The following is a 12,083-nucleotide window of genomic DNA, read 5'->3' on the forward strand; positions in this document are numbered from 1 at the left end:
GGAGGAAGCCCCATGAAAGTCGATCGCCTGCCCAAGGTGCGGACCTCGCTGTCGCCGACCAACCACCCGTACATGACCGGCGCCTGGACGCCGCTGCACGAGGAGGTCAACGCCTGGGACCTGGAGGTGCTGGAAGGCGCCATCCCGACCGACCTGGACGGCGTCTATCTGCGCAACACCGAGAACCCGGTCCACGACCCGGTCGGTCGTTACCACCCCTTCGATGGCGACGGCATGGTCCACGCCATCGAGTTCAAGGGCGGTGAGGCGACCTATCGCAACCGCTTCATCCGTACACGATGCTTCGAGGCCGAGCAGGAAGCCGGCGAGGGCCTGTGGGGCGGGCTGATGGACGGTCCGGGGACCTCCAAGCTGCCCGGCTTTGGCGCCCATGGCGGCCTGAAGGACACCGCCAGCACCGACATCGTCGTCCACAACGGCGAGGCCATCGCCACCTTCTACCAGTGCGGCGAGGCCTATCGCCTGGATCCCCTGACCCTGGAGAACCTGGGCGTCGCGGCCTGGGCTCCGCTGGAAGGCGTCTCGGCCCACCCCAAGGTCGACGAGGCCACGGGCGAGCTGATGTTCTTCAACTACTCCAAGACCTGGCCCTACATGCACTACGGCGTGGTCGACGCGGCCGGCAAGCGCAGCGTCTACCAGGGCGTGCCCCTGCCCGGCCCGCGCCTGCCGCACGACATGACCTTCTCGTCGCAGTACGCGATCCTCAACGACCTGCCGGTGTTCTGGGATCAGGACCTGATGGCCAAGGGCATCCACGCCGTGCGCCTGCACAAGGGCCTGCCGTCGCGCTTCGCCTTGGTGCCCCGCGCCGGCGGCGAGCCGCGCTGGTTCGAAGCCGTGCCGACCTATGTGCTGCACTGGCTCAACGCCTATGAGGACGGCGACGAGGTGGTGCTGGACGGCTACTTCCAGGAGAACCCGATCCCGCGCCCGCTGGAGACCGCGCCGGACGGCCACAACCACCTGATGGCCTATCTGGACGAGCACAGCTTCCGTTCGAAACTGCACCGCTGGCGCTTCAACCTGAAGACCGGCGAGACGACCGAAAAGCACTTGGACGACCGGGTGCTGGAGTTCGGCATGTTCAACCAGAAATACGCCGGCAAGCCGTATCGGTATGCGTACTCCACCACGTCCAAGCCGGGCTGGTTCCTGTTCAACGGGTTCGTGAAACACGACCTGGAGACGGGCGAGAGCTGGTCGATCCAGCTGCCCGAAGGCGTCTACGCCAGCGAGGCCCCGTTCGCGCCGAAGGTCGGGGCGGTCGACGAGGATGACGGTTATCTGGTGAGTTTCCTGATCGACGAGAACCGGGGAACCTCGGAGTGCGCGATCGTCGACGCCAAGACCTTCCAGATCGTCTGCCGGGTGGCCTTGCCGCACAAGCTCAGCAGCGGGACGCACTCGGTGTGGGCGGGGCGGGAGATGTTGCGGGAGTAGCTCCCCTCTCCCCTTGCGGGAGAGGGTGGCCCGCAGGGCCGGGTGAGGGGTCGCGCTCCGCTATCCGGACAGGCCTTTCAACCCCTCATCCGTCGGCTTCGCCGACACCTTCTCCCGCAAGGGGAGAAGGGGAAACATGGTTAATCCGGCTTTTACCCTACCGCGCTAGGGTGGTCCCATGCGCCGCGCCCTGCTCGCCCTGCTGATCCTGACCACCGCCGGCCCCGCCCTGGCGCAGAAGGTCGCCGCCAAGGCGCCGCCCAAGCCGGTGGCCATGGCCTCGCAGGCGCTGCCCGACACACAGAACTACGTCCTGCCGCCCCTGGTCCCGCTGGCCTCCCAGCGCCCCGGCGGCGACGCCGGACAGTGCCGAGCCTCGTGCGCCAAGCAGCTCTATTTCTGCGGCGTCGACGGCGACGACGGCAGTTGCGGCAGCCTCTACGCCCAGTGCGCCGCCTCGTGTAAGGCGACCTACACCGCCCCCAGGTTCCGCTGACCTAAGGTCCGCTTGCCGCTCCGCATAACGCTGATACGCTCCTGAACAACGATAAGTCAGGAGGGTGAAATGTCGCTCAAGCTCCCGAAGGCGTGCGTCATCGGCGCGGGCTGCAGCGGCTTCACCACGATCAAGCGGCTGAAGGACTACGGCGTCCCGTACGACTGCTTCGAGATGTCCGACGAGGTCGGGGGCAACTGGTACTTCAAGAACCCCAACGGCATGTCCGCCTGCTACGAGAGCCTGCATATCGACACCAGCAAGTGGCGGCTGGCGTTCGAGGACTTACCGGTTCCGAAGGACTGGCCCGACTTCCCGCACCACGCGCAGCTGTTCCAGTACTTCAAGGACTATGTCGACCACTTCGGCCTGCGCGAGACGATCACCTTCAACACCCGCGTCGAGACCGCCCGCCGCACCGACGAGGGCCTGTGGTCGGTGACGCTCTCCACGGGCGAGACGCGGCTCTACGACGTGCTGTTCGTCTGCAACGGCCACCACTGGGATCCGCGCATTCCGGAATATCCGGGCGAGTTCGACGGCCCCGCCTTCCACGCCCACGCCTACAGCGACCCGTTCGATCCGGTGGACATGCGCGGCAAGAACGTCGTCGTGGTCGGCATGGGCAATTCGGCCATGGACATCGCCAGCGAACTCTCCCAACGGCCGATCGCCAAGACCCTCTGGGTCTCGGCCCGGCGCGGCGTATGGGTGTTCCCGAAATACCTGAACGGCAAGCCGGCCGACAAAAGCGCCATGCCCGCCTGGATGCCCAAGAAACTGGGCCTGAAGCTGGCGCGCTCGGTGATCAAGAAGACCATCGGCCGGATGGAGGACTACGGCCTGCCCAAGCCCGACCATGAGCCCCTGGAGGCCCACCCGTCGGTCTCGGGCGAGTTCCTGACCCGCGCCGGCTGCGGCGACATCAAGTTCAAGCCGGCCATCAAGGCGCTGGAGGGCAAGCGCGTGCGCTTCGCCGACGACACGGTCGAGGAGGTCGACGCGATCGTCTTCGCCACCGGCTACAAGATCAGCTTCCCGTTCTTCGACGACCCGGCCCTGCTGCCCAATGCCGACCACCGCTTCCCGCTGTTCAAGCGGATGATGCAGCCGGGCGTGCCGAACCTGTTCTTCATGGGCCTGGCCCAGCCGCTGCCGACCCTGGTGAACTTCGCCGAGCAGCAGGCCAAGCTGGCGGCGGGATACCTGGCCGGGAAATATGCGCCGCCGTCTGAAGCCGAGATGATCCGCATCACCCAGAAGGACGAGGAACGCCACACCGGCCAGTTCTACGCCTCGGCCCGCCACACCATCCAGGTCGACTTCAACGTCTATTGCGCCGACCTCAAGAAGGAGATCGCCAAGGGCGAGGCGCGCGCCAAGGCGGCCGGCGGACGGTTGCCAGTCGCGGCCCTGGCTGAGATCAAGACGGAGCCGCTATTGGCCTCCTGATTGGATTCGCGCATGCCCAAGATCACCTTCGACAAGGACACCCGCGCCAAGCTGGTCGGGGGGCTGTCGGACTATCTGCGGACCGAGCTGGATCTGGAGGTGAAGGGTTTCGACGCCGAATTCCTGCTCGACTTCATCAACGAGCGGCTGGGGCCGTACTACTACAACCAGGGCCTCCACGACGCCTCGGCGCTGTACCGCGAGAAACTGGAGGCGATCACCGAGGCGGTCTACGAGATCGAGGTTCCTGTGAAGGGGCTCTAACTTCCCCTCGCGTAAACATTGACGCACACCGTCAGCGGCGCATGCTTCCTGAACAACGATAAGTCGCTGGCTCACCGGCGACGGGAGGAAGCTCGATGGCCGACGGCTCCGCCGCCTTCGCCCTGCCCCGCGTCTGCGTCATCGGCGCGGGCAGCTCGGGCATCGCCACCTGCAAGCAGCTGTACGCGGCCGGCATCCCGTTCGACTGCTTCGAGGCCTCGGACCGGATCGGCGGCAACTGGGTGTTCCAGAACCGCAACGGCATGAGCAGCGCCTATCGCTCGCTGCACATCAACACCAGCCGGGACAAGATGGCCTATTCGGACTTTCCGATGCCGGCCGACTATCCGGACTATCCGCACCACAGCCATATCGCCCGGTACTTCGACAGTTACGTCGACCACTTCGGCTTTCGCCAGCACATCACCTTCCAGTGCGCGGTGACCTGGGCCAAGCGGCGCGACGACGGGATCTGGGAGATCACCCTGGAGAGCGGCGAGAAGCGGCTCTACGACGTGCTGTGCGTCGCCAACGGTCACCACTGGGATCCGCGCTGGCCCGACCCGAAACCGCCCGGCAAGTTCGACGGGCTGGAGATGCACAGCCACTATTACATCGACCCCGCCACGCCCGAGAACCTGCGCGGCAAGAAGGTGGTGATCGTCGGCTTCGGCAATTCGGCCCTGGATCTCGCCTGCGAGCTGGGTCGCAAGGAAAACGCCGACGAGGTCTATCTGTCGGTGCGCCGGGGCTATTGGGTGGTGCCGCGTTACTTCGGCAACGAGGTGCTGGACCACTTCAACAACCATCCGAGCCAAGACCCGCCGCTGCTGTCGCGCCTGCTGCCCGGCAAGATGGTCGCCCGGATGCTGGAGAAGAAGATCGCCGCCGTGCACGGCCGGCCCGAGGACCACGGCCTGCCCAAGCCCGACCACGACTTCGGGGCCAGCCACCCGGCGATCAGCCACGAGCTCTACAACCGCATCGGCTCGGGCGACGTGAGCATCAAGCCCGACATCGAGCGGTTCGACGGCAAGCAGGTGTTCTTCAAGGACGGCTCGGTCGTCGAGGCCGACGCGGTGATCTGGTGCACCGGCTACAAGATCACCTTCCCGTTCTTCGACACCCTGACCCTGGACGCGCCCGACAACGACATCGCCCTGTGGAAGCGGATGGTCGATCCCCGGTTCGACAACCTCTTCATGGTCGCCCTGGTCCAGCCGCTATGCGCCATGATGCCGATCGCCGAGGAGCAGTCGAAGCTGATCGCCGCCTACCTGACCGGCCGCTACGCCATGCCCGACGCCGCGACCATGGCCGCCGAGCGCGACGCCATGCACCAGGGGGTGAAGTCGCACTATGTCGCCTCGGCCCGGCACACCATCCAGATCAATTGCGGCGAGTACGCCTTTGATCTGCGCAAGGAGCTTAAGCGGGGCGTGAAGCGGGCCAAGGCGGCCGGCAACCCACTGCCAATTCAACCGCGAGCGGCGAAAGCCTTGCGTGTTGCCGCGGAGTAAGGCTGTGATCATGACGGGGCGTCACGAACACCCCGCCTTCGAGTCGCGGTCCATGTCGAATATCGCCTACTTCCCGAAACCCCATGTCGACCAGCGGCCGGGAAAGCGGGAACGCACCAAGACCGCCAATCGCCAGGCGATCCTGGACGCCGCGCGCGAGGTGTTCGGCGAGCTGGGCTACGACGCCGCCACGGTGCGCGACATCATCCGCCGCACGGGTTTGGCCTCGGGCACCTTCTACAACTACTACAAGTCGAAGGAGGAGGTGTTCGACGCCCTGGCCGATGACGGCGCCCGCCGCTTCCGGCCGCTGCTGCGCGAACAGTCCGAGAAGGCCACCGATTTCGAGAGCTTCGTGCGCGGAGCGATCCTGGCCTATTTCAACTTCGTGGCCACCGAGCAGGAGGCCTGGCGGATGGATCGTCCACCTGGCGAACAGATCCCGCACGCCCGCTCGACGCCCGAGGTGGTGGCGGTGTTCGACGAGGTGCGCGAGGCCTTCGCCCGGGTGCTGGAGCGCGAGCACGCCCCGCCCGTCGACCTCGACTACCTGACCACGGCCTGTATCGCGGTGGCCCGCGAGATCGGCGACAAGATGCTGGAGCGGCGGCCCGTCGACACCGAGGGCGCGGCGGACTTCGCCGTCAAGCTGATCCTGGGCGGGCTGCCAGCCCTGCCGAGACTGTAGAAGACCAAGAACAACAACAAAGAGTGGGGAGCAAAACATGGCCTCGGACGCCGCCCAGAAGACCATCCTGAAACTGATCATGTCGCTGCCCAGCCCGGTCCTGCGGGCCATGTCGGGCGGTGGGGTCGTCTACAAGGGCGGCCGCACCCTGGACCCCCGCTTCCAGTTCTTCGCCCACGCGGCCAAGAAGATGCCGCCGATGAGCAGCGTGTCGCCCGCCGAAGCCGTGGCCGGCAGCGCCAAGGGCCTGGCCGCCGTCCAGGGTCCGCTGGAGCCGGGCGTGCGCACCGAGAGCCTGTCGATCGAAGGCCCGAACGGCCCGATCCCGGCCCGCGCCTATCGTCCGGAGAACCAGGACTCGAACGCGCCCCTGATCGTCTACGCCCACATGGGCGGTGGAGTGATCGGGGATCTCGAGACCTGCCACGCCTTCTGTTCGATCCTGGCGCGGATCGTGCGCACGGCGGTGATCTCGGTCGACTACCGCCTGGCCCCGGACCACAAGTTCCCGGCCGGGCTGGAGGACGTGCTGGCCGCCTATCGCTGGGCGCGCGACAACGCGGGGCGCTTCGGCGCGGCGGCGGTCCCGCCGGCCATCGGCGGCGACAGCATGGGCGGCAACTTCGCGGCCATCATCGCCCAGGAGCTGCAGCGCAAGGGCGAGCCGCAGCCGGCCGCCCAGATCCTGATCTACCCCGCCGTGGATGTGGCCAGCGAGACGGCCTCAATGACCACCTATGCCGACGCCTATCCCCTGACCCGCGCGACCATGGACTGGTTCATGGGCCACTATATGAGCGCCGACGCCGACCCGGCCGACCCGCGCCTGTCGCCGGACAAGACGGCAAACTTGGGCGGCCTGGCCCCGGCGGTGATCGCCACGGCCGGCTTCGACCCGCTGGTCGACCAGGGCGAGGGGTATGCCAAGCGCCTGCAGGCGGCGGGCGTGCCGGTGCTGTACCGCTGCTACGACAGTCTGGCGCATGGCTTCACGGCGTTCACGGGCGCCATTCCGGCGGCCGACGGAGCTTGCCGCGAGATCGCGGGGCTGGTGCGGGAAACGTTTGACGCTCGGGCCGCTCAATAGATCCGTCTTCCCGGCGAAAGCCGGGACCCAGATCGAACCCGGAGCGTCCGACAAGCTGACGGGACGCATCTCGGATCATCCCAAACCGCTCAGGCTGCATCTGGGCCCCGGCTTTCGCCGGGGAAACGGGGGAGAGGAAAGGCCTTGAGTTCCGCCATGCGCGCCCTCGTCGTCGAGGATCTCGCTCCCGATTTCGCCGGCTGCCACATCCGTGACGTGCCAACGCCTGCTCCAGGTCCCGGCGAAGTCCTGGTCCGCGTCCGCGCGGCCAGCGTCAACTTCCCCGATCTGCTGATGACGCGCGGGGAGTACCAGTTCAAGCCGCCCCTGCCCTTCACGCCGGGCCTGGACCTCGCCGGCGAAGTCGCGGCGCTGGGCGAGGGGGTCACGAACCTCCAGGTCGGCGACGCCGTGGTCGGCGGCGCGCGCCTGGGCGGGTTCGCTGAGTATGCGGTGCTGTCGGCGAGCGCCCTGAAGCCCAAGCCCGCGCGGCTGTCGTTCGCGGAGGCCGCCGCCTATGGCGCGGCCTATCTCACCGCCTATGTCGCCCTGGTCCGTCGCGCGCGGGTGGAGCCGGGCGAGTGGGTGCTGGTCCACGGCGCGGCCGGCGGTGTGGGCCTGGCGGCGGTGGACCTGGCCAAGGCCCTGGGGGCGCGGGTGATCGCGGCGTCGGCGTCGGATGAGAAGCTGGCCAAGGTGCAGGCGCTCTACGCCCCTGACGCGGTCGTCAACGTCACCCAGGGCTTCCGGGAGCGCGTGAAGGCGATCACCGGCGGCCACGGAGCCGACGTGATCTACGACCCCGTGGGCGGCGACGTGTTCGACGAGAGCGTCCGCTGCATCGCCTTCGACGGCCGGCTGCTGGTCATCGGCTTCACCTCGGGGCGGATCCCGACCGTCTCGGTCAACATGCCGCTGATCAAGGGCTTCTCGGTCATGGGCGTCCGCGCGGGCGAATACAGCCGGCAGTTTCCTGACAAGGGCCGCGAGAACGGCGAAGCGATCTGGAAGATGGCCGACGAAGGCGTCATAAGGCCCCACGTCCATGCCGAGCTGCCGCTGGATCGCTGGCGCGACGCCTTCGACCTGCTGGCCGGACGCAAGGTGGTGGGCAAGGCGGTGATCGTTCCGTGACACCGCCAGGCAAGTGATTGAACCGACTCAGGTTGACATCCCTCGCCCGTTCTTTTATCCACCGCCCCTCACTCGCGGAGCCCTTGGTTTCGCGTTCAACGTATTTGCATTTCGGAGCCACGTCGTGAAGCGCACCTTCCAGCCGTCGAAGCTCGTGCGCGCCCGCCGTCACGGCTACCGCGCGCGTATGGCCACCAAGAACGGTCAAAAGATCGTCGCGCGTCGCCGCGCCAAGGGCCGCAAGCGCCTGACCGCCTAATTTCTCTTCCTCCCTCGGGAGGTAAGACGATGATCAAAGCCGCCTTTTCCACAGACCTGGTCTCAGGTTCTCGCCGGAAAGGCGGCTTTTTTCATGGCTGAAGTCCAGAGCCTCAAGTTCGAGCGCCTCAGGAAACGGCCAGACTTCCTGCTGGCGGCCAAGGCCCCGGCCCTGTCGCGCGGCGCCGTCTTCATCCAGATGCGCAAGCGGCCCGACGAGGACCCCACCGTGCGGGTCGGTTTCACCGCCACCAAGAAGATCGGCGGGGCCGTCGATCGAAACCGCGCTAAACGCCGCCTCCGAGAGGCCGCACGGCTGGTCCTGCCCCTTCATGCGCGCCCTTCGCACGACTATGTGTTCATAGCGCGCGGAGGAACCACGGTGCGCGAATGGGGGCGTTTGCTTGACGACGTCAAAACCGCGCTGATAAGCCTCGCCGCCGAGTATGATCGCGGGGGAGCCAAGGTTCCCAAGCGTCACACAGGCGCATCCTCTGAAGACGCCCCTTCCCAACAACCCGATCCAAAAGTTTCCGGTTAAGCGCTCCATGCAGAACGACAACAAAAACACGCTGATGTTCATCGTCAGCGCGTTCGCGATCCTGATCGGGTACCAGTTCTTCGTCCTGGGTCCGCAACAGCGCAAGGCCGAGGCCGAGGCGCGCGCCAAGAAGGTCGTGGCCGCCCAGGTGGCGACGCAGCCGGGCGTGACGCTGGACGCCAACGGCAACCCCGCTCCGCTGCGCCTGTCGCGCGACGCGGCCAAGGCCGCCAGCCCGCGCCTCGTCGTCGACACCCCGGCCCTGTCGGGCTCGATCGCCCTGAAGGGCGGCCGCATCGACGACCTGTTCCTGCGCAAGTACGCCGAGACCACCGACAAGAACTCGCCGCCGGTCGAGCTCTTTCGCCCCGAGGGCGCTGAGCACGCCTGGTTCGCCGATTTCGGCTGGGCTGGCGCCAACCTGCCGGGCCTGCCCGACAGCCGCACCGTCTGGACCGCCGCGCCGGGCCAGGTGCTGCGTCCGACCACGCCCGTCACCCTGACGTTCGACAACGGCCAGGGCCTGACCTTCACCCGCGTCATCGCCGTCGACGACCAGGCGATGTTCACCGTCACCGACAGCGTCAAGAATAACGGCACGGCCGCCTTCCAGCTGGCCCCCTACGCCACCGTCCAGCGCCAGGGCATCACCGACCACCTGGGCAAGACCCAGATCGTCCACGAAGGCGCCATCGGCGTGCTGGGCTCGGGCAAGGACCAGAAGCTGGAGCTGAACAAGTACGGCAAGTGGAAGAAGGACAAGCCGCTCACGACCTTCGACTCGGTCGGCGGCTGGGCCGGCATCACCGACAAGTACTGGCTGGCGGCCCTGGTCCCGAGCCAGGACCAGACCATCAAGGCCCAGTACCGCATGACCAATGTCGGCGGCACCGACGTCTATGACGTCAACATCGTCGGCCCGACCCAGGCCCTGAACCCGGGCGCGACCCTGGTCCAGAAGACCCGCCTGTTCGCCGGCGCCAAGACCGTGCCGCTGCTGCGCAAGTACGAGTACGATGGCAAGGCGCCCGAGTGGTGGAAGTTCTGGGACAGCCGCAAGGCCGAGATCCCGCGCTTCGACTGGGCCGTGGACTGGGGCATGTTCTCCATGTTCACCCGTCCGATCTTCAACGTGCTGGAGATCTTCTACAAGCTGGTCGGCAACTTCGGCCTGGCCATCATGCTGCTGACCGTCGCGCTCAAGCTCGTCCTCTATCCGATGGCGGACAAGAGCTATGAGAGCATGGCCAAGATCAAGAAGATCCAGCCCGAGGTCGAGAAGCTCAAGGCCAAGCACAAGGACGACCCGGCGAAACAGCAGCAGGAAATGATGCAGCTGTACGCCAAGGAAAAGATCAACCCGATGATGGGCTGCCTGCCCATGCTGGTGCAGATCCCGGTCTTCTACTCGCTGTACAAGGTGCTGACCGTCACCATCGAAATGCGCCACGCGCCGTTCTTCGGCTGGATCCACGACCTGTCGTCGCGCGATCCGACGACGATCTTCAACCTGTTCGGCGCGATCCCCTGGGATCCGGCGACGGCCCCGCTGATCGGCGCCTTCCTGGGCACCACCCTGCACATCGGCGTCTGGCCGCTGCTGTACGGCTTCACCATGTGGCTGACGACGGCGATGAACCCGCCGGCCGGCGACCCCATCCAGCAGCGCATCTTCCAGCTGTTCCCGATCATCTTCACCTTCACCCTGTCGCAGTTCGCGGTGGGCCTGGTGATCTACTGGTGCTGGAGCAACGTCCTGACCATCATCCAGCAGTACATCATCATGCGCCGCTACCAGGTCGAGAACCCGATCGACAAGATCATCGCTCGCCTGCAGGGCAAGCCCGCTAGCGCGACCTGATGACCGACGAACCCACCATCCAGCCCGACTTCTCGGACAAGTCCGAGTTCACGGAAGAGCAGATCGAGACGGCGCGGGTTTTCTTCGCCCAGCCCGTCTCGTTCATGATGGGCGCGGTGCGCATGGACACCATGCCCGCGCCCGACCTGCCGGAAGTGGCCTTCGCGGGCCGCTCCAACGTCGGCAAGTCCAGCCTGATCAACGGGCTGGTGGGGCAGAAGTACCTGGCCCGCGCCTCGAACGAGCCGGGCCGCACGCGGGAGATCAACTTCTTCCTGCTGGCCGAGCAGGTGCGCCTGGTCGACCTGCCCGGCTACGGCTTCGCGCGCGTCTCGCGCTCGATCGCCGACAAGTTCCAGGATCTGGGCCGGGCCTATCTGCGTGGCCGGCCGAACCTGAAGCGCGTCTATGTCCTGATCGACGCCCGCCACGGCCTCAAGAAGGTCGACCTGGAGGCGCTGGACGCCCTGGATACGGCGGCGGTCTCGTACCAGATCGTCCTGACCAAGGCCGACAAGATCAAGCCGCACGAAGTCGACAAGGTCGTGGCCGAGACGCTGAAAGCCATCTCCAAGCGCGCCGCCGCCTTCCCGCGCGTGCTGGCCACCTCTTCGGAGAAGGGCCTGGGCATGCCGGAGCTGCGCGCGGAAATCGTGCGGCTGTGCATCGACGAGTAGAAACGCGGCCGTGGAGCCATCCACAGCCTTTCGATCGCCATTAACCTCAAGCTAGGGTTCGATCGCCAGAACCCCCGCCTTCCCGTTCCGTCTAGAAAAGTCCGCCCGCCATGAACCGCCACGAACTCAAGACCTGGCCCAAGTACTTCGCCGCCGTGCGCTCGGGCCAGAAGCGCTTCGAGATCCGCCGCAACGACCGCGAGTTCAAGGTCGGCGACATCCTGGTGCTGCGCGAGTTCGACCCGGAAGACGACGCCTATACCGGCCAGGCCGAAGAGCGTCAGATCACCTTCCTGCTGTCGGAAGAGGACTATGGCGGCGTCATCCACGGCTTCGTGGCCATCGGCTTCGGTGAAGTCGCGCCGCATCCGGACGCCGACGCCGAGGTCACGCCCGAGAGCCTGGCGACCTGGCACGAGACCGCCGCCTCCAACGCCGCCCTGCGCGCCCAGGAGGCCCGCAAGGTCTCGGAAGGCTACGCCGCCAGTAACATGGGCGTGGCCCGCGACCGCCACGGCGCCGTGGCCGACCTGGCCGCCGCCGAAGCCGGCTTCCACGCCGCCGCGGCCCGGATCGTCCGCAAGGGCTGATCTTCGGACACCACACAGAGAAAAGCCGCCGAGGTCACCCTCGGCGGCTTT

At 66.7% G+C, this 12,083-nt stretch carries 12 protein-coding genes and 1 pseudogene; all 13 read left to right on the forward strand.

Annotation, left to right across the window (positions count from 1 at the left end):
* Positions 1 to 12 precede the first annotated feature (12 nt).
* The 13 genes and pseudogenes from AC1RR5_RS15420 (at position 13) to AC1RR5_RS15480 (ending at position 12,032) form a co-directional block, all read left to right on the forward strand.
* Positions 13 to 1,464: a carotenoid oxygenase family protein gene (locus AC1RR5_RS15420; protein WP_492922596.1), complete on the forward strand. Its 1,452-nt coding sequence runs from the start codon at positions 13 to 15 to the stop codon at positions 1,462 to 1,464.
* Positions 1,465 to 1,642: 178 nt separating this feature from the next.
* On the forward strand, positions 1,643 to 1,960 hold the full coding sequence (locus AC1RR5_RS15425; RefSeq protein ID WP_492922598.1) for a hypothetical protein: 318 nt from the start codon (positions 1,643 to 1,645) through the stop codon (positions 1,958 to 1,960).
* Between the two features lie 69 nt (positions 1,961 to 2,029).
* Entirely contained in the window at positions 2,030 to 3,412 is a 1,383-nt protein-coding gene (locus AC1RR5_RS15430; protein ID WP_492922600.1) for a flavin-containing monooxygenase, read from the forward strand.
* A gap of 12 nt (positions 3,413 to 3,424) precedes the next feature.
* Positions 3,425 to 3,676, forward strand: a complete 252-nt coding sequence (locus tag AC1RR5_RS15435; RefSeq protein ID WP_454714150.1) for a DUF2164 domain-containing protein — start codon at positions 3,425 to 3,427, stop codon at positions 3,674 to 3,676.
* A gap of 95 nt (positions 3,677 to 3,771) precedes the next feature.
* A complete protein-coding gene (locus AC1RR5_RS15440) occupies positions 3,772 to 5,196 on the forward strand; it encodes a flavin-containing monooxygenase (RefSeq protein ID WP_492922602.1) in 1,425 nt (474 codons plus the stop codon).
* Between the two features lie 52 nt (positions 5,197 to 5,248).
* The gene (locus tag AC1RR5_RS15445; protein WP_454758674.1) at positions 5,249 to 5,884 is read left to right on the forward strand and encodes a TetR/AcrR family transcriptional regulator; all 636 of its coding nucleotides are present in this window, start codon (positions 5,249 to 5,251) and stop codon (positions 5,882 to 5,884) included.
* 7 nt (positions 5,885 to 5,891) lie between these two features.
* A pseudogene (locus AC1RR5_RS15450) lies at positions 5,892 to 6,971 on the forward strand (alpha/beta hydrolase); the annotation flags it as partial.
* Between the two features lie 156 nt (positions 6,972 to 7,127).
* A complete protein-coding gene (locus tag AC1RR5_RS15455; RefSeq protein ID WP_492922604.1) occupies positions 7,128 to 8,105 on the forward strand; it encodes an NADPH:quinone oxidoreductase family protein in 978 nt (325 codons plus the stop codon).
* Positions 8,106 to 8,229: 124 nt separating this feature from the next.
* Entirely contained in the window at positions 8,230 to 8,364 is a 135-nt protein-coding gene (gene rpmH, locus AC1RR5_RS15460) for a 50S ribosomal protein L34 (RefSeq protein ID WP_012284717.1), read from the forward strand.
* A gap of 93 nt (positions 8,365 to 8,457) precedes the next feature.
* Positions 8,458 to 8,904 (forward strand): ribonuclease P protein component, encoded by a 447-nt coding sequence (gene rnpA, locus AC1RR5_RS15465; protein WP_492922606.1) that lies wholly within the window; start codon positions 8,458 to 8,460, stop codon positions 8,902 to 8,904.
* A gap of 7 nt (positions 8,905 to 8,911) precedes the next feature.
* The gene (yidC, locus tag AC1RR5_RS15470; RefSeq protein WP_492922608.1) at positions 8,912 to 10,765 is read left to right on the forward strand and encodes a membrane protein insertase YidC; all 1,854 of its coding nucleotides are present in this window, start codon (positions 8,912 to 8,914) and stop codon (positions 10,763 to 10,765) included.
* Complete coding sequence (gene yihA, locus AC1RR5_RS15475) at positions 10,765 to 11,442, forward strand: ribosome biogenesis GTP-binding protein YihA/YsxC (RefSeq protein ID WP_492922610.1); 678 nt, start codon at positions 10,765 to 10,767, stop codon at positions 11,440 to 11,442. The genes yidC and yihA overlap by 1 nt, the downstream gene beginning before the upstream one ends.
* A gap of 110 nt (positions 11,443 to 11,552) precedes the next feature.
* Positions 11,553 to 12,032, forward strand: coding sequence for an ASCH/PUA domain-containing protein (locus AC1RR5_RS15480; RefSeq protein ID WP_492922612.1), 480 nt, complete (start codon positions 11,553 to 11,555; stop codon positions 12,030 to 12,032).
* Positions 12,033 to 12,083: the final 51 nt, after the last annotated feature.

The sequence above is a fragment of the Caulobacter sp. GW821-FHT11E11 genome (assembly GCF_058808315.1).